The organism is Kitasatospora sp. NPDC058478, from assembly GCF_042720345.1.
GTDB lineage: Bacteria > Actinomycetota > Actinomycetes > Streptomycetales > Streptomycetaceae > Kitasatospora.
Genome location: NZ_JBHXML010000013.1, coordinates 18053 through 36135, shown reverse-complemented (window position 1 = coordinate 36135; position 18083 = coordinate 18053). Strand labels below are relative to the sequence as shown.

General features: G+C 75.6%; 13 protein-coding genes. 3 read left to right on the top strand and 10 right to left on the bottom strand.

From position 1 onward, the window contains the following. Positions 1–58: 58 nt before the first annotated feature. The 7 genes from ACFWPT_RS09895 to ACFWPT_RS09865 form a co-directional block, all read right to left on the bottom strand. Positions 59–1852: an AMP-binding protein gene (locus ACFWPT_RS09895; RefSeq protein ID WP_380377536.1), complete on the bottom strand. Its 1794-nt coding sequence runs from the start codon at positions 1850–1852 to the stop codon at positions 59–61. 58 nt (positions 1853–1910) lie between these two features. Continuing rightward, positions 1911–3086, bottom strand: a complete 1176-nt coding sequence (locus ACFWPT_RS09890; protein WP_380377537.1) for an acyl-CoA dehydrogenase family protein — start codon at positions 3084–3086, stop codon at positions 1911–1913. Continuing rightward, positions 3083–6193, bottom strand: coding sequence for an amino acid adenylation domain-containing protein (locus tag ACFWPT_RS09885; protein ID WP_380480827.1), 3111 nt, complete (start codon positions 6191–6193; stop codon positions 3083–3085). The genes ACFWPT_RS09890 and ACFWPT_RS09885 overlap by 4 nt, the downstream gene beginning before the upstream one ends. 353 nt (positions 6194–6546) lie before the next feature. Further along, positions 6547–7821, bottom strand: coding sequence for a non-ribosomal peptide synthetase (locus ACFWPT_RS09880; RefSeq protein ID WP_380480825.1), 1275 nt, complete (start codon positions 7819–7821; stop codon positions 6547–6549). A 74-nt stretch (positions 7822–7895) separates the two neighbouring features. Next, entirely contained in the window at positions 7896–9188 is a 1293-nt protein-coding gene (locus tag ACFWPT_RS09875) for an MFS transporter (RefSeq protein ID WP_380480823.1), read from the bottom strand. 384 nt (positions 9189–9572) lie between these two features. After that, the gene (locus ACFWPT_RS09870; RefSeq protein ID WP_063350747.1) at positions 9573–10661 is read right to left on the bottom strand and encodes a PP2C family protein-serine/threonine phosphatase; all 1089 of its coding nucleotides are present in this window, start codon (positions 10659–10661) and stop codon (positions 9573–9575) included. Positions 10662–10904: 243 nt separating this feature from the next. Then, positions 10905–11558: a maleylpyruvate isomerase family mycothiol-dependent enzyme gene (locus ACFWPT_RS09865; RefSeq protein WP_380480821.1), complete on the bottom strand. Its 654-nt coding sequence runs from the start codon at positions 11556–11558 to the stop codon at positions 10905–10907. A 71-nt stretch (positions 11559–11629) separates the two neighbouring features. Between ACFWPT_RS09865 and ACFWPT_RS09860 the strand changes: the two genes are divergently transcribed. After that, complete coding sequence (locus tag ACFWPT_RS09860) at positions 11630–12592, top strand: LysR family transcriptional regulator (protein ID WP_380377544.1); 963 nt, start codon at positions 11630–11632, stop codon at positions 12590–12592. 60 nt (positions 12593–12652) lie between these two features. Here ACFWPT_RS09860 and ACFWPT_RS09855 read toward each other — a convergent pair whose 3' ends face one another. Further along, positions 12653–13795 carry an erythromycin esterase family protein gene (locus ACFWPT_RS09855; RefSeq protein WP_380480819.1) on the bottom strand — a complete coding sequence of 381 codons (1143 nt, stop codon included), beginning with the start codon at positions 13793–13795 and terminating at the stop codon, positions 12653–12655. A 90-nt stretch (positions 13796–13885) separates the two neighbouring features. Here ACFWPT_RS09855 and ACFWPT_RS09850 point away from each other — a divergent pair, with 90 nt between their 5' ends. Next, positions 13886–14683: a TioE family transcriptional regulator gene (locus tag ACFWPT_RS09850; protein WP_380480963.1), complete on the top strand. Its 798-nt coding sequence runs from the start codon at positions 13886–13888 to the stop codon at positions 14681–14683. Between the two features lie 44 nt (positions 14684–14727). Here ACFWPT_RS09850 and ACFWPT_RS09845 read toward each other — a convergent pair whose 3' ends face one another. Together ACFWPT_RS09845 and ACFWPT_RS09840 are read right to left on the bottom strand one after the other, a co-directional pair. Further along, positions 14728–15609 carry a BTAD domain-containing putative transcriptional regulator gene (locus tag ACFWPT_RS09845; RefSeq protein ID WP_380377546.1) on the bottom strand — a complete coding sequence of 294 codons (882 nt, stop codon included), beginning with the start codon at positions 15607–15609 and terminating at the stop codon, positions 14728–14730. A 235-nt stretch (positions 15610–15844) separates the two neighbouring features. After that, the gene (locus ACFWPT_RS09840; RefSeq protein WP_363378628.1) at positions 15845–16498 is read right to left on the bottom strand and encodes a ScbR family autoregulator-binding transcription factor; all 654 of its coding nucleotides are present in this window, start codon (positions 16496–16498) and stop codon (positions 15845–15847) included. Between the two features lie 461 nt (positions 16499–16959). Between ACFWPT_RS09840 and ACFWPT_RS09835 the strand changes: the two genes are divergently transcribed. Then, a complete protein-coding gene (locus ACFWPT_RS09835; protein WP_380480817.1) occupies positions 16960–17964 on the top strand; it encodes a ScbA/BarX family gamma-butyrolactone biosynthesis protein in 1005 nt (334 codons plus the stop codon). Positions 17965–18083: the final 119 nt, after the last annotated feature.

The following is an 18083-nucleotide window of genomic DNA, read 5'->3' as shown; positions in this document are numbered from 1 at the left end:
GCGCCCCGGCCGCGAACGGCCGGGGCGCCCTGCGCAGGTCGTACGGGCGGGCGGGCGGTCAGACGGCGGCGGCGGCGGTCGGCTGCCGCTCCGCCACCAGCCGGGCGACGGCCCGCAGGTCGGGCTGGCGCAGCACCAGGGGCGCGCGCAGCCGCACCCCGCACTCCTCCTCCAGGGCCTCCAGCAGCCGTGCGGCGGCGAGCGAGTTGCCGCCCGAGGCGAGGAAGTTGTCGCCGGGCCCGAGGTCGGCGCGGCCGAGCAGGTCGCGGCACAGGCGCAGCACGGTGCGCTCGGTGGGCGTGGCGCCCTCCTCCGCCGCGACCGGCTCGTCCGCGGCCGGGGCGAGCAGCAGGGCGGCGCGGTCGACCTTGCCGTTGGCGTCCAGCGGGAAGGTGTCGACCAGGCGGACGGCCGACGGGACGGCCTGCTCGGGCAGCCACGGCCGGACCGCCGCCAGCAGTTCGTCGGCGCCGGCCGCCGAGGGCCCCTCGACGGTCTGGACGAAGGCGAGCAGCCGGACGCCGCCGGTCGGCGCCGGGGCCGCGGCCACCACGGCCCGGCGCACCCGCGGGTCGCGCTCGAACGCGGCCTCGACCTCGGCGGGTTCGACCCGGACGCCGCTGACCTTGACCTGGTCGTCGAGCCGGCCGTGGAACTCCAGCACGCCGTCGGCGCCCATCACGACCCGGTCGCCGCTGCGGTAGACCCGGTCGATGCCGTCCACGCCGGGCGGCACGCCGACGAAGCGCCGGGCGGTCAGCTCGGGGTCGAGGTAGCCGGCGGCCAGGCCCCGGCCGCCGATGCGCAGTTCGCCGGCCTGGCCGCGCGGCACCGGCCGGCCGTCCTCGTCGGTGACCAGGACGACCGCGCCCGGGACGGGCAGCCCGATCGGGGGTGCGCCGGCGCCGTGGTCGAGGCCGGGCGCCATGGTGTGCACGGTGGTGGTGACGGTGGCCTCGGCGGGGCCGTAGGCGTTGTGGACGGCCGCGGTGACGTCCGGGCCGGGGGCGCGGCGCAGCCGGTCGCCGCCGATGGTGAGGTGGCGCAGCGCCAGCCCGTCCGGCCACGCGCGCGCCAGGATCGGTTCGGCGAGCGGGGTGGGCAGGATGCTGACGGTGACGCCGGCCTCGCGCCACCAGTCGGTGAGCGCGCCCGGGTCCCAGCGGACGGCCTCGGGGGCGAGGGTGAGTGCGGCGCCGGAGGTGAGGGTGGCCCACAGCTCCAGGACGTGCGGGTCGAAGGACACGCCGATCAGCAGGCTGTGCCGCTCGCCGGGGCCGAGGCCGGTCAGCTCGCGGTACCAGTGGAGCAGCGCGCCGAGGGCGGGCTCGCCGACGGCGACGGCCTTGGGGGTGCCGGTCGAGCCGGAGGTGAGCACCGCGTAGTGGGTGCCGGCGGGCACGTGGACCTGCTCGCCGGGGACGAACGCGGCGACCACGTCGGTGGTCGGGTCCAGGTCGAGCGCCAGCTGCTCGCCGCCCTGGGGAAGCCGGGCCGGGTCGCCGACCAGGCAGGCGGGCCGCAGCTGCTCGGCGACGGCCTGGAGCCGGCGCTCGCCGGGGCGCGGGCCGAGCGGCAGGTGGACGGCGCCGAGCTTGGCGGTGGCGAGGGTGACGGCGGCCAGGGCGGCGGAGTGGCCGAGGCAGACGCCGACCAGGTCGCCGGGGCGGATCCGGTCGCGCAGCGCCGCGGCCACGGTGTCGGCGAGGCGGTCGAGTTCGGCGTAGCTGTAGGTGCGGGCGCCGTCGATCAGGGCGGGCGCGTCCGGGGTCCGGTGCACCCAGGTGGCGAACAGGTCGAGGACCGCGCCGTCCTGGTGCGGGCGGCCGTATTCGATGCTCAGGGTTTCCATCATCGTCTCCAGGTGGTTCAGGCCGTTGACAGGCTGTTGACAGATCGTTGACGGACTGTCAGTTCAGGCCCATGGAGCGGGCGATGATCACCTTCTGGACCTCGGAGGTCCCCTCGATGATCGTGGTCATCCGCACGTAGCGGTACAGGAACTCCAGCGGGTGGCCGCGCACCCAGCCGGTGGCGCCGTGCACCTGGAGCGAGCGGTCCACCGCGCGCACGGCGGTCTCGGAGGCGGTGAGCTTGGCGAGCGCCGCGTTCTCCGGCGCCTCGGTGCCGTCGTCGACCAGCCGGGCGCAGGCGAGGGTGAGCAGCTTGGAGCACTCCACCTCGGCCCGGGTGGCCACCAGGTGCTCCTGGACGTGCTGGTACTCGCCGATCACCTTGCCGAAGGCGCGCCGCTCGCGGGCGTACTCGACGCCCATGCGCAGCGCGTACTCGGCGATGCCGTTGCACATCGCGGCGACGACCAGGCGGCCCCGGGAGAGGCTGTCCATGGCGAGGGCGGTGGCCGCGCCGACGCCCTCCTCGCCGCCGATCACGGCGTCGGTGGAGACGGTGACCTGGTCGAGCAGCAGCTCGAACAGCGGTTCGCCGGACATGCCCTCGTAGCGCTGGCCGATCCGCAGGCCGGGCTGGTCGATCGGGAGGACGAAGGCGGTGGCGCCGGCGGTGGGCCCGGCCCCCTCGCCGAGGTCGGTGGCGGTGACGACGAGCACCAGGCCGGCCCGGTCGGCGTTGCTGACGAAGGTCTTGCGGCCGTTCAGCACCCAGCCGTCGGCGGTGCGCACGGCGGTGGTGGTGAGGCGGAACGCGTCGGAGCCGGCGTGCGGCTCGGTGAGGGCGAGGCAGCGGGTCTGCTCGCCGCGCACCAGCGGCACGAGGTGGCGCTCGATCTGCTCGGGGGTGCCGTGCCGCAGCAGCGGGCTGGGGCCGTCGGAGCCGGCCAGGGCGTACGGCGCGAGCGGGCAGCCGCTGCGCCCGGCGGCGTGGTGCAGCAGGACGACGGCGGTGAACGGCATGTCGGCGCCGCCGAGTTCCTCGGGGTAGTCGCCGGCGTAGAAGCCGAGCGCGGCGGAGCGCTTGCGGACGTAGGCGCGCAGTTCGGCGGGCACCTCGTCGGCGGTCTCGGGCAGTTCGGCGGCCAGCGGGACGAGCTCGCGGCGGACGAAGCTCTCGAAGGCGTCGACGAGTTCGCGGTGGGCGTCTTCGAGGACGGCGGAGGGGGCGCTCATGCGCGGTCTGCCTTTCCGGGGTGCTGGCCGGTGAGGGCGCTGGCCTGGTCGGCCAGGACGGCGTGGCGGAACAGGGTGCGCAGCGGCGGGCGGCTGCCGAGGTGCGGCTCCAGCCAGGCGGCGAGCTGGGCGGCGAGCAGCGAGTGGCCGCCGACCTCGAAGAAGTGGGACTCGGCGGTGAAGCGGTCGTGGCCGAGCACCTCGCGCCAGGCGGCGGCGATCAGTTCCTGGCCGGGGTCGGCGAAGGCGCTCTCGGCGGCCGGGGCGGCCTCCTGGGCTGGGGCCTCGTCGGCGAGCCGGGCGAGGGCGGCGCGGTCGGGCTTGCCGCCGGGCAGGGTGGGCATCGCCTCGACGGCCGTCCAGGTGGCGGGGACGAGCCCGCCGGGCAGCCGCTGGGCGAGCGCGGCGTGCAGGGCGGCCTGGTCGGGGCGGTCGGCGCCCTCCAGGAAGCCGATCAGGCGCGGGCCGGCCTGCGGGTCGGTGTGCAGCACCACCGCGCAGGAGCGGCCGCCGAGTTCGGCGGAGGCGGCGGCCTCGATCTCCTCCAGTTCGATCCGGTGACCGCGGAGCTTGACCTGGTTGTCGGCGCGGCCGAGGAAGCACAGCCGGCCGCGCAGGTCGCGGTAGCCGCGGTCGCCGGTGCGGTAGACGCGCTCGCCGCCGAGGGCGGGCACGGTGACGAAGCGGGCCGCGGTCGGCTCCGGCAGGCCGAGGTAGCCGTCGGCCAACAGGGCTCCGCTGACGGCGAGTTCGCCGACGCAGCCGGCCGGGAGCGGGCGCAGCGCCTCGTCCAGGACGTGCAGGCGCACGCCGTCCAGTTCGGCGCCGAGCGGGATCTCGCCGTCCTCGGCCACGTCGGCGGCGGTGACCTCGTACACGGTGGAGGTGACGGTGGCCTCGGTGACGCCGTAGGCGTTCAGCACGGTGGTGGCCTCGATCAGGCCGGTCAGCGCGCGGGCGGGCAGGCGCTCGCCGCCGAGGACGAGCAGCCGGGGCGCCCAGAGGCCGTCGCGCAGCGCCTCGCGCAGGTCCTCGCGGACGGCGAGCAGGTAGCTGGTCGGCAGGTTGGCGACGGTGACGCCGCGGGCGGCGAGCACGGCGACGAGCTCGGGCCCGGTGGGCACCTCGCGCTGCGGCACGACCAGGGCGGCGCCGGCGGCGAGCGCGGGCAGCACCTCCTCCAGCGCCACGTCGAAGGACGGGCGGGCGAACAGCAGCACCCGGTCGGCGGGGGTCAGTTCGTAGCGGGCGGCGATCGCGGCGACGTACCCGGCGAGCGCGTCGCGGCCGACCAGGACGGGCTTGGGCACGCCGGTGGAGCCGGAGGTGTGGATCAGGTAGGCGGCGCCGTCCACCACTGCGGCGGGCTCGGCCTTGGGGAAGGCCGGGCCGTCCAGCAGCGCGGGGGTGACGCCGTCGGCGGGCAGGGCGAGCGCGCTCTGCCGGGTGGCCAGCACCAGGGCCGGGGCCAGCCGGTCCAGCAGCAGGCCGAGCCGGGCGGCCGGGTCCTCGGCGGACAGCGGCGCGTACACGGCGCCATACCGCAGGCAGGCGAGCAGGGCGACGACGCTGTCCACGCCGCGCGGCAGCACGGCGGCGACCGGCTGGCCGGGGGTGACGCCGGCGGCGCGCAGGCGTTCGGCCAGCTGGGTGACGCGGCGGTCGAGCTCGCCGTAGCTGAGGCGCTCGGTGCCGGCGATCATCGCGATCGCCGTGGGGTCGTGGGCGGCGGCCGGGTCGAGACCGGCCCGGGCGACGGCGGTGGCGGGTTCGGCGGCCGGGGCGGGGTCGAGCGCGGCCAGCGTGGCCTCGGGCCGGTCGAGGTAGCAGCGCAGCAGCTGGAGCAGGCGGTCGGCCAGCAGGGTGGCCTCGGCCTCGCCGAAGAGGTCGGCGTCGTAGTCCCAGACCAGGGTCATCCCGGCGCCGCCGTGCTTCTCGCCGACCACCCGGCGGTCGTCCGGCAGCAGCACCAGGTCGAGGTCGAAGCGGGTGGTGCCGGTGTTGAAGCCCTCGTACAGCGAGACTTCGAGACCGGGCGCCTGGACGTCCGGCAGCGCGGCGTCGTGCGCGCTGAACATCACGTTGAACAGCGGGTTGTCGGCGCCGCCGGTGTGCAGGCCGAGCCGGCGGGTCAGCTCCTGGACCGGCAGGTCCTGGTACGGCAGCGCGCGCAGCAGGACGTCGGTCACCTCGTCGACGGCCTCGGTGCCGGGGGCGGACGGGTCCAGTCGCAGGTGCAGCGGCACGGTGTTCACGAACATGCCGACGGTGCCCTCGAAGCCCTCGGGGCGGTTGCCGACGGCGGTGCCGACGACGAGTTCGCGGTGCCCGGAGTGCCGGCGCAGCAGTTCGGCGAAGAGCGTGAGCAGGGTGCTGAACGGGGTGTGCCCGTCCTCCTTGCTGCGGGTGCGCAGCCGCTCGGCCAGGTCGGCGCCGATCGCCTGACGCATCTGGCCGCCGCGGTGGCGGCGCACCGCGGCGGGGTTGGCCAGCCCGGGCAGGGTGACCTCGCGCGGGGCGTCGGCCAGCTCCCGCAGCCAGAAGGCGAGCGCGCGCTCGCGGGCGTCCGGGTCGACGGCCGTACGGGCGTGCTGCTCGTACGAGGGCGCCTCGGGCAGCTGGTAGGGCTCGCCGAGGACGTGGGCGCGGTAGACGGTGAACAGGTCGCGCAGCAGGATCGCGAAGGAGTGGCCGTCGTGGACGAGGTGGTGCTCGACGTGGATCAGCCGGTGGTGGTCCGTGCCGAGGCGCACCAGGTGCCAGCGCAGCACCGGCGCCTTCTCGGTGTCCACCGGCTCCTCGGCCTCGGCGGCCAGCAGCTCGCGGAAGGCGGCGTCCGGGTCGGCCTCGGCGGCGAAGTCGCTGCGGCGCAGCGTCGGTTCGCAGTGCTCGGCGACCCGCTGGCCCGGCAGGCCCTCCGGGCGGGGGACCAGTTCCAGGCGCAGGCCCGGATGGTGGGCGAGGACGGCGGCCAGTCCGGCGTGCAGCGCGTCCTCGTCGAGGGTGCCCCAGAGGTCGAGCACGGCGGTGAAGTTGTACGCACGACTGCCGGGCAGCATCTGCTCGTGCAGCCAGACGATCTCCTGCGAGGAGGAGAGCGCAAACATCGGTGACTCCCTTGTGTGGTGGGCGTGTTGGCCCTGCGGTGACGGGGCGGGCGTGGATGGCCCGGCCCTGGTTCCGGGCGCGCCGGGGTGGTGGCACGGCCCGGCGGTCGGTGTGGGGATTCGGTGGCGGCTTCGGTCCGGGGCGGGTCAGGCGTCCGGGGCGGGCGTCCTGATGCGGACGTCCGGTGCGGGTCCGGTACGGCTTCGGGTCGGGGCCGGGGCGGCTTCGGGTCGGGTCCGGATCAGGCGTCCGGATCAGGCGTCCGGATCAGGCGTCCGGATCAGGCGTCCGGATCAGGCGTCCGGATCAGGTGTCCGGATCAGGTGTCCGGCGCGGGGTCGGGCCGGGCGGGTCAGGCCGTCCGCAGGTGGCGGCGCAGCGTGGCGAGCAGGTCGTCGAAGGCGGCGGTGGCGGCGTCCTCGGGGAACCGCTCGCGGTCCCAGGCGAGGCGCACCAGCAGGTCGTCGCCGTGCGAGGCGGCGACCGCGAACGGCGCGGCGAGCGGCCGCCCGGCCAGGTGGATCTCCCGGCCGGGCACGCCGCCGAACACCAGCGGCGGGCGGCGGTGCAGGTCCTCCAGGGTGAGCATGCCGTCCAGGGCGCCCGTCCACGGGGCGCCGGCGGTGCGGGCGGCCCGGACCACCTCGTCGAACGGGGTGTCGGCGTGGTCGAGGTCGTCCCACCAGGCGTCGGCGAGGTCCTCCAGGGCGGTGGCCGCGCCGGGTACGGCGGGGTGCACCAGGGTGTTGAGGAAGCAGCCGAGCGCGGCGGGCGCGCCGGGCGGGCGGCCGCCCCACGGGTAGCCGAGGGCGAGCTGCCCGTCGGTCCGGTGCAGCCGGTGGGCGGCGGCCGCGGTGGCGTCCAGCAGGGCGGGGAAGAAGGCGGTGCGGGCGGCCCCCTCGGCGGCGGGCAGCCGGTGGCTGAGCATGCCGGTGGAGCCGGCCGCTCCCCCGCCCGTCCCGGTGACGCCGCCGAGCCGGCGGCCCCAGTGGGCCTGCGCGGCGGGGCCGCCGGCCGCGTCCTCCGCAGCCAGTTGCCGTTCGACGGCCTCCCGGTAGGCCGCCAGGGCGTCCTGGTCGGGGGCGGCGACGGCCTCCTGGGCGTGGTCGTCCCGGGCGTAGGCGTCGGTGAGGTCGGCGGTCAGGATGCCGAGCGACTGCTCGTCGCAGGCCGCGTGGTCCACCGCGAGGGCGAGCAGCTCCTCCTCGCCGTCCGGCTCCCGGGCCACCAGCAGGCGCAGCGCGGGCCCGTCGGCGGGCCAGTCCAGCAGGGCCTCGCGCAGGGCGGACCCGGCGGTGCCGCCGGGCGGGACGGCGATCCGGGCGGCCTCGGCCGAGGGGGCGCCGACCCGCAGGACGGGCGTGCCGCGCGCCGTCCCGAAGCCGCCGCACAGCGCCGGGTGCCGGGCGGCGGTGGCGGCGGCGGCGCGGGCCAGCCGGGGCAGGTCGAGGGTGCCGCCCGGGTAGGCGTGGAACAGCGGGACGACCTCGGGCCGGCCCTGCGGCGCGAGCCTGCGGGTGATCAGGAAGCGCCGCTGGGCGCCGGTGAGCGGGAGCAGGTCCGTCGGGGAGTCGGCGGCGGCGGAACGGTACCGGGCGAGGTAGGCGGCGGTGATGCTGGCGTGCACGGAACGGTCTCCGGTTTCCGGTCTCGGTTCGGTTCGGACGTCAGGCGGCGGGGCTCGTCGGGCGGCCGGGTGCGTCAGGCGGCGGGGCTCGCGACGGGCTCCTCCCCGGCCGTGGCGGCGGTTTCGGCCGGGAGGTCCCGCAGCCGGCGCAGCGGCGACAGCAGCAGCGGCACCGGGACGAGCAGGAAGCCCGCCGCGCACAGCCACAGCGCGGCGCGCGGTCCGGCCGCGTCGGCGACGGTGCCGCCGACGAGCGCGCCGATCGGCAGCGTGCCCCAGACCAGGAAGCGCATGGTGGCGTTCATCCGGCCGAGCAGCTCCGGCGGGCACAGGCTCTGCCGGAAGCTCACCTGGGCGACGTTGTAGGCCACCGCGCCGAACAGCACCACCGCCGAGGCGATCCCGAACAGCACCACGCCCGCACCCCGGCCGGACAGCGGCCACAGCAGCGCGAACGGCGCCGTCACCACGGTGGCGAGCCAGATCAGCCGGGCCTGGCCGAGCCACGCCGCCAGCCGCCCCGCGCACAGCGCCCCGGCCAGGCCGCCGACGGCGGAGGCCGACAGCAGCAGGCCGATGGCGCCCGGCGCCAGGTCGAGCACCCGCACCCAGAACACCGTCTGCACGGCCGCCAGCACGGCGGCGAACAGGTTGGACACGGCGGTCGCGGTGGCGATCGCCCGCAGCAGCGGGTGCCCGAGCACGAAGCGCACGCCCTCGGCGACCTCGGCGCGCAGCGACCGTCCGGTCGCCGGCTCCGGTTGGGACTCCTCGACCCGGATCCGGGCGAGCAGCAGGGCGGAGGCGAGGTAGCCGACGGCGTCGGCCACGATGGCGAGCGACGCGCCGAGCAGCTGGACCAGGCCGCCGCCGAGCCCGGGCCCGACGATCTGCGCCGAGGAGCGGACCGTCTCGATCGCGCCGTTGCCCCCGACCAGTTGCTCGCGCGGCAGGACGGACGGCAGGAAGGACTGGTGGGCGACGTCGAAGAAGACCGTCGCCACCCCGGTGACCAGCGCCACCAGGTAGAGCTGGGCCATGGTCAGCACGCCGAGCGCGGCGGCCGGCGGGATCGACCCGACGGCGAGGCAGCGCACCACGTCGGCGCGGATCAGCACCGGGAGCTTGCGCATCCGGTCCAGCCAGGCGCCGGCCGGCAGGCCGACCAGCAGGAACGCGGCGGTCTCGGCGGCGGTCAGCAGGCCGACCTCGAAGGGTGTGGCATCGAGCACCACCACCGCCACCAACGGGAGCGCGACCAGGGTCACCTGACTGCCCGTCTGGGCCGTCGCGGCTCCGGTGAGCAGGAGTCGGAAGTCGCGGTGGCCGAGCAGTCGGTCGCGGCGGGGGCTTGGCGTCTCGTTCATCAGTGCGACTTTCGGTCACCACTTCGCTACTGGGCAAGCATCGCGTCCGTTTCCGGACGAACCACGGGTCGGCCCTATCGCGCCACTCCCACGACCTGCCCTTACGGCCCCCATACGGCCGAGCACGCTCCCGCCGGGACGTCCGCGCAGGCCGCCGACCAGGGGCGGACCACTCGCGCGGCCACCCGGCGCACGGCGGGCCCCGCACGTCCAATTCGCCGTCCGCTATGCGGGCATTCGCATTCCGGCCACCGGACGCCGTCACTCAACTTGGCTGGATCATGCGAAACACTGACTGTCCGTCACCTGATCGTGATATCGGCCGCGCCGCGGGAGGCCGTGGGAAGAAGCACCCGCGCCGCCGGACGGGCCGGGCCCCGCCGCTCAGTCCGCCTCCCGGCAGGTCACCGCCAGCACCGCCATGTCGTCGTCCCGCGGCCCGCCCGTCCACCGCTCCACGTCCGCCACCAGCGCGTCGACGGCCTCCTGGGGGCCGTCGAACGGGCCGAGCGGGCCCAGGGCGAGCAGCGGATCGTAGAACTCCCCGGCCGCGTCCCGGGCCTCCGTCACCCCGTCGGTCACCAGCAGCAGCGTGCACCCCGGCGGGAACGGCCGGGTCTGCGGCACCGGCCGGGCCACGCCCAGCGAGCCCATCCCGAGCGGCAGCCCCGGGTCGGCGGCGTCCAGCCGGCGCACCGCGTCCGGGCCGCCCAGCAGGTACGGCCCCGGGTGCCCGCAGTCGAGCGTGCGCACGACGTCCTCACCCGGCGGGAACTCGACCAGCAGCGCCGTGATGAACCCCTCCAGCCGCACCTCCTCGGCCAGCAGCGCGCTCTCCCGGGCGAGCGCCCGCTCCAACCCGTCGGCCAGCGCCGCGAGGTCCGGCGCGCGGTGGGCGTCCTCCCGGAACGCGCCGAGCAGCACCGACACCGCGCCGACCGCCTGCAGCCCCTTGCCCCGCACGTCCGCGATCAGCACCCGTACGCCGTACGGGGTCGCCTGCAGCGCGTACGCGTCGCCGCCGATCAGCGCCTCGGTCTGCGCCGCCCGGTAGCAGGCGGCGACCGACAGCCGGCCCACCCGCGCGGGCGGCTCGGGCAGCACCGCCCGCTGGGCGGCCTCGGCCACCGACCGCACCTGCGCCAGCCGCTCCCCGTGCCGGGCGACGACGCGGTTGACCCAGACGCCGAGCAGCGCGGCGAAGGCCGTGTTCACCAGCTCCAGGTAGCCGTCCTGGGTGCCGATCGAGCCGTCCCGCACGGCCAGCACGAGGATGCCGGTCACATTGGCGACGCCCACCGCGAGGGTGTCCCGCAAGGTCAGCAGCGCGCCGGTCAGGACGGCGGCGGCCGCCAGGAGCGGGTCGCCCCAGTAGTCGGTGGGATCCAGGGAGTTCCAGACGAGCCCGCCGACGATCAGCAACCACGGCGCGAACCGCACGTACGGCGGCCACTGCTCGGACCTCGGGGCCATCGGAGACCTTGCTTCCCGTCTCACCGCCTATCCGGAATATGCGATTCCGATCCTAGCCACCCCTGCTCACCCCCGCGCGCCCCCGGCTGCGCCGCGGGGAGCGAAGCGCGCGGCGGCGCCTCGCGGGGTCGGGAGTCGGGGTCGGGAGTCGGGGGCGGGGGCCGTGGGTCAGCCTGGTGACCTGCTTCGGTACCTGCACGGCGCTCTCGCCGACGGCCGGACACCCGGGAGCGGCCGCGCCCGCTACCCGTCCAGGGTGAACCGCCCCGCGCCCGGGCCGGTGAGCAGGCCGGGCGGCAGGCGGCGCCCGTAGGCGAGCAGCAGGAGGTGTTCGACCCGGCCCTCCACCACGGCCGGGCCCTCGCCGTACGCCCAGCCGGTGTCGGTGGCCCGCAGGTGGACGCCGTCGAGTCGGGCACCGAAGAAGCGCAGGCTGCGGCGGGAGACGGTGGCGAGCAGGGCGGTGACCCGAGGCAGCGGGAGGCGCGAGGGCAGGCCGAGCGCGGTCGTGATGTCGAGGCCGTGGACGACGTCGTGGCCGAGGGCGGCGATCCGGCCGCCGACCGGGGGGCGCCAGGGGTGTTCGGCGTGGTCGGCGAGGGCGGCGGCGAGTTGGCGGTCGGTGAGGGCGGCGGCGTCGCGGCGGGCCACCCGGTCGGTCATCCGGTGGAGGGAGCCGCCGGCCCGCATGAGGTCCGCGAGGTTGCGGGCCGTGGAGTAGCGAAAGCCGGTGCTCATGTGGGCGGCGACCTCGCGGACGCGCCAACCGGCGCACAGCGACGGTGAGTTCCACTGGTCCCGGGTGAAGGTGGTGAACACCTCGGCGAGTTCCCGGCGTTCGGCCGCGATCTGTTCGCGGACCCAGTCGACGCCCTGGTCGTGCTGCACGGTTTCCATGCCTCCAGCCTGCGGCCGGGGCCCTCCGTACGTCCAAGACCGGGGAGTTCTTCCACCTATCATCAGAAGTTATGGAACTCCGGCAGCTCCAGTACTTCGTCACCGTGGCCCAGCAGGGCAGCTTCACCCGCGCCGCCGAGCTGCTGCACCTCACCCAGCCCGGGGTGAGCGCCCAGATCCGGCAGTTGGAGAAGGAGTTGGGCCACCGGCTGCTGGACCGCAGCGGGCGCGGCGTCCGGCTCACCCCGGTCGGCGAGGCGGTGCTCCCGCACGCGCGGGCGGCGCTCGCCTCCGCCACGGCGGCGCGGCAGACGGCGCAGGACTTCGGCGGGTTGCGGCGCGGGCACGTCCGGCTCGGGCTGGTCTCCGGGGCAGCCCTGGGCCCTGTCCCGCCGGCCGGGGCGGACGACCTCCCCGGACTCGCCACCACACTCGCCGCGTTCCGCCGCGACCACCCGGGCATCGACCTCTCGCTGGCCGAGGACGGTACCGCGCGGATGCTCGGCGCGCTGCGCGAGGGGCACTTGGACCTCGCCGTGATCGGCCTGCCCACCGCCGCCAGCGGACGGGACGACGACGACGGCTGGCGGACGCTGGCCGGGCTCGCCCTGCACACCGTGCTGGAAGCCCCGCTGGTCGCCGCCTTCACCGGGCACCACCCGCTGGCCGGCGGACCGGACGGCCCCCTGCCGGTCGCCGCGCTGGCCGGGCACGCCCTGGTGAGCACCCCGCGCGGCACCGGCCTGCGGACGGCGCTGGAGCAGGCCCTGGCCGCGGCCGGGGCGCGCCCCACGGTCGCGGTCGAGGCGGCCGCCCCGCCGCAGCTGGCCGAACTCGCCGCGCACGGGCTGGGCGTGGCCGTGCTGCCGGATCCGCCGCCCGCCGCCGGGCTGCGGATCCGGCCGCTCACCGATCCCGTCCCGCTGGTGCGGATCGCGCTGGCCTGGCCGACCGGCCGCCCCATCGCGCCGCCCACGGCCGCGCTCCTGGGCCACTTGCGGACGTCCTATCCGGGCCCGGGGGCCCGTACCTGACGCTGCCGGGGGTCCGCCCTCCGCAGGCCGCCGTGTCAGCGCGACGGCGGCGGTGCCCCGTCAGGACGCGGCGGCGGTGCCGTCGCCGATGTGCAGAATCGCGTCGGCCCCGTCGAGGACAGCCCGGTCGAGCGGGAAGTAGCCCTGATCAGGCGTGGTGTCGGTGCGCGTCCGGCCGCCGGCGGCCGCACCGGGCTCGACCAGTCCCCAGGTGGCGGCCCCGCGCTGGAGCGCGCCCTCGTGGGTGTCCGGCTCGGGCTCCTGGAGCCCGACGGCCGCGCTGCGCCCCAGGCTGCCGGGGACGAAGGTGTACGGCTCGTCCAGGGAGTCCAGGATGGCGCCGGCGCCGCTCCAGGCCAGGTCCAGGTCCGCCAACCGCATGGTGCTCGGCTGCCGTTGCAGGTGGAGGTTGTGGGCGAAGACGAGGGTTCCCCCTCGGCGGGCCTCGCCGCTGCGGATGTCGAGGAGGTTCTGGGCCATGAGCACGTCCCGGGTGCCGAGGAGGCCGGACAGCCGGGCGCCCGGCTCCAGGTGCTCGGCCGACTGCCGGTGGTAGCGGAGCAGGCCGAGGCCGGCGGTGAGGTGCGTCCTGGCCCTGCGCCACTCGGCGCGCGAGGTCGCCGCGACCAGTTCCGGGGCCCGCGCGTACAGCAGGGTGAGCAGGTCGTCGGCGATCGTCCGCAGCTTCTCCGCCTCGGCGGAGGCGCCGGGCGACATCTCCGGGTCCAGGACCGCCTCGGGGCGGCTCCAGCGCTGGTCGTCGCCGACCAGGCCGGCGAGGTCGAGGTCGAGCCCGAGGTAGTCGCGGGCGTGTTCGAGGTAGCGCCGCGGGCTGGGTGCGCTGGTGTTCTCCGTCTGCGCGTCGAAGCCGTGGAAGGCCAGACGGTCCGCCGGCGGCCGGCTCCGGTTGTACTCGCGCATCCAGGCGACCAGCCGCCGGTTGCCGTCCAGCTCTCCGAAGCCGTGGGAGAAGCCCTCGCCCATCACCGAGTCGAGGGTGCCCACCCCCTCCTGGACGAAGTCGTTCACGGCGAGCGCGGCCACCCGGTCGGTTTCGAGGGCGATCGACCGGAATCCCCGGTCGACCAGCTGGGCGAACAGCTCGTTGCGGATCCGCGCGAAGGCCGGTTCCCGGTGGGTGGGTTCACCGAGCGCCAGCAGTGCGCACGACGAAGGGACGAGGTCTCGCAAGTCCTGACTCATGGTCCTCAAGCGTATCCTTGAAAGAACGGTTGAGACTTTTCCTGCTCCGACCGCCCGATCCTCCGCTGAAGCCTCAAACCGGTGACCACCATGCGCCCCTCCGACCTCGCCCGCGGGCACGGCCTCTCGGCCCAGGCCGTACGCAACTACGAGCGGGACGGCTTCCTCCCGCCCGCCGAACGCACCGCCACCGGCTACCGGATCTACACCGAGGTGCACGCGGCCGCGCTCGACGCCTACCGCTCCCTCGTCGCGGCGTACGGCCACGCGACCGGCGGCCGGATCATGACCGCGCTCCACCGGGGCGGGCTCGACGACGCCCTGACGGCCATCGACCGCGGCCACGGCCAACTCCTCCGCGACCGGGACACCCTGGACGCGGTGCGGAAGGCCGTGCACCACCTTGCGGCGCGGCCCGACGCGGCGCGGGACGTTGCGGCACGGCCCGACGCGGCGCGAGACCTTGCGGCACGGGACATTGCGGCGGATCTTGCGGCGGGCCCGTCGGCGGCGCCCGCGGTAGACGGTGCCGTCCTGAGCATCGGCGAACTCGCCCACCGGCTCGGCCTCACCCCGGCGACCGTACGCAACTGGGAGGGCGCGGGCATCCTCGCCCCCGCCCGGGACCAGGCCACCGGGCACCGCGTCTTCCGCGCCGACGACATCCGCGACGCCGAACTCGCCCACCTGCTCCGGCGCGGCGGCTACCCGCTGGACCACATCGCCACCGTGCTCCGACAGGTACGGACGGCCGGCGGCACGGCCTCCCTGGCCGACGCCCTCGACGGCTGGCAGCGCAGGCTCACCACCCAGGGCCTGGCCATGCTCGACGCGGCCGCCCGACTCGGCCACTACCTGGACCTGACCGGCCACCCCCGGCCGGAGTAGATCTAGGGTCTTCGTCAGCGATGCGGCGGGCCGCCGCCGTGGGCTCAGCCGACGCGGGTGAGCCGGGTGGTGCGGGGCGGGGTCCGGTCGGCGGGGGTGGCAGGGCCTGCGGGGGTGGCGGGGCCGGCGGCGCGGTCGGGCTCGGGGCGATCGGGGTTGGCGAGCAGGATGGAGCGCTGGAGCCGTCGCAGTCCGGCCGAGGGTTCCATGCCCAACTCCCGTACCAGGGTGTTGCGCAGGCGCTGGTAGGCCTCCAGGGCCTCGCCCCGCCGGCCGGAGCGGTGCAGGGCGATCATGTACTGGCCGTGCAGGCTCTCGTGGGTGCGGTAGCGGTCGACCAGGACGGTGAGTTCGGCGAGCAGGACGCGGTGGCGGCCCAGCCGCAGGTCGGCCTCGATCCGCTGGTCCAGGGCGCAGAGCCGGGTCTCCTCCAACCGCTTGGCCTCGACGGCGAGTTGACCGCCGAGCGGGATGTCGGCGAAGGCCGGACCGCGCCACAGACCGAGCGCCTCGCCCAACTGGCGGGCGGCGAGCGGGAAGTCGCCGCCGTCCATGGCCCGGTAGCCGAGGCCCGCGAGGCGGTCGAACTCCTGGAGGTCGACCAGCCCGCCGCCGCTGTCGAGCCGGTAGCCGCCGGGCGAGGTCACCAGGACGTCCTTGGCTCCGCACGCTCCCCCGGCGTCATCGCGGTGGGCGAGCGCCCGGTCGATGAGGTCGCGCAGTTGGAGGACGTAGGTCTGGACGGTGGTGCGCGCGCTGCGCGGCGGATGGCCGGACCACAGTTCCTCGGCGAGGACGCCCGCCGAGATGACCTGGTCGGCGCGCAGGGCCAGCAGGGCGAGCACTTGCCGCGGTTTCGGCGCCGAGGGCACCACCGACACCCCGCACACCTGGACCCCCAAGGCCCCTAACACCCGGATCTCCATGACGTCCACCCCAATCCAGACGGATCGGCGACCCCGACGGCCACCGGCCGGCCGGTGCTGTGGCTATCGCACAGCCGAGCACCGGGTGCTCATCCAAAAACAGGACGGACGGTTTGTCAATACAAAACCGAACGAGCTGTTTGTTTTTGGACGGACAATCGAGCGCCGGACTGCTGCGACCAACCGGAATGACCGCCGCCGCGAGCGCCGCCGCGTCAACCCCGGACGCACACTCTCAGGCCCCGCCCGCACGGGCCGCCGCCAGCTCGGCCACCACCCGCTCACCACGGTCCGAGCCCAGGTCCAGCGTGGCCAGCACCCCGGGGACGGTGATGCTCGGCATCACGTGCCGGTACAGCACGGCCACCCGGCGCTCCAGATCCGCCCGGCCGGACATCTTCTGGGACTGGATCTGCACGCCCGTCCAGGCACCCGTCACCAGCCACGCCGTCTCGGCCGGCAGCACGTGCGGCAGCAGTTCGCCCCGCTCGCCGGCCGCCGTCAGCACCGCCTCCAGCCGGGCGATCCACCCGGGCGTGGCACCACCGCCGAGGTCGCCGAACACGTCCTGGCCGAGCGAGAGCCGCGCGCCCGCGCTCAGCAGCGGGTCACGCGGCATGAGATGCGCGACGACCATCCCCAGGTCGACGAACTCCTGGAGCTTGCAATGCCGTTCGGGGATCTCGTCCCGACCGAACTGCTCCTCCACGACGCCCTGCGCGAGCTCCCGCTTCGACGCGAAGTGGAAGTACACCGCGCCCCGGGTCACACCCGCGCGGGCGACCACCTCGCCGATCGTCGCCCCCTCGTACCCGTGCTCGTCGAAGACCGAGGCCGCCGCCTCCAGGATCAGCCGACGCGTCCGGATCGCCCGCTCCTGCCGCACCACCGCAACCACCCCACCTGAACCGCTCGGCAAACAAAACCAAACACCCTGTATCTTACCCGCCGGTCAACCGGCGATCCCTCCTCCCCAGGTCGCATGCACCCGCCTTCGAGCGAAGGAAAACCGCGTGGACGGCACAGGGCGGGAAAGCGACCGCCGCCCCTCCCCCAGCCGACAGAGCCGGAATCCGGCTCCCCACTTCTGGCCGCATCCCACCGAAAACGGCCCGCCGTGATAATGCACCTGTCATCCCACTTTTGGGGATTCCTTTGCAGGCCAGGCGGCATCCACCCCAGGCTCGGTCCACCCGGACGGCCATCACGCGGCACCTGGAGCGACCACCCGACCACGATCGGCCGCCAACGAACCTTCGTTCGGGCTCCTTGAAAACCAAACCGGAAGGTACGTATCTTACGAGCCCTGAGCAGCCCACCCCGCCCGCCACGGCCTTCCGGAGCGCTCCCATGCCCCTGCTTGCCTACCGCGCCCCCGCCATCTCCCGCGCCGCCGGCGCGGACCACGGCACCACCCCCGGCCGCACCGCCGGACCGTCCGTGCCGACCGGACCGGCACCGCGCCTGACCAGCACCGTTGCCAAGGAGTACGTCCACCGGGCCTGCCACGCCGAGGTCTTCCTCACCGGCAGCGAGCAGCTGAACGAGACGACCTTCGCCGTCACCGCGCAGTGGCCGCGCGCCCACACCTTCTTCACCACCCCCGACGGAACCCGGCACGACCCGATCCAGACCGCTGAAACGATCCGCCAAGCCGGGCTCTACCTCGCGCACACCCGGTTCGGCGTCCCGCTCGACCACAAGTTCATGATGTGGAACCTCGACTACACCACCCGCCCCCGCCAACTGCTCATCGGCGCGGCGCCCACCGACCTCAGCATCGAGGCCAGACTCGTCCCGCAGCCGCGCCGAAGCGGCACCACCATCGACTTCACCCTCAGCGCCGTCATCCGACGCGGCGCCCACCTCGCCGCCACCGGACACACCCGGTTCACCACCGTGCCGGACTCCACCTACCGGCGGCTGCGCGGGGCCCGCCGCGAGGCCGACCCGGCGCCCGCCGTCTCCGGCGAGCCGCTGGCCCCGGGCCGAGTGGGCCGGATCCGCCCCTGCGACGTCGTCCTGACCCCGGCCGACGCACCCGGGACCTGGCACCTCACCCCCGATCCCTGGCACCCGATCCTCTTCGACCACGCCAACGACCACATCCCCGGCATGGTCCTGCTGGAGGCCGCCCGCCAGGCCACCAACGCGCTCGTCTCACCGGCCACCGTCATCCCCGCCTCCGCCGCGACCACCTACCACCGGTACGCCGAGCACGACGCCGCCACCACGATCACCGCCCGGCACACCCCCGGCGACGACCCGGACGCCCTCACCACCACCGTCACCGGCCACCAGAACGGCGAGCCGATCTTCACCACCGTCCTGACCGGCCACACCGACCAGCGGTGACCGGCGGTGACCGGCGCTGACGGGCGCTGACCGGTACGGACCAGCACGGACCGCCGGCCGCCCACCGTCCCACCCGGCCCGCCCGACCTCCACGGTCGGGCGGGCCGTCGGCGCGTCGG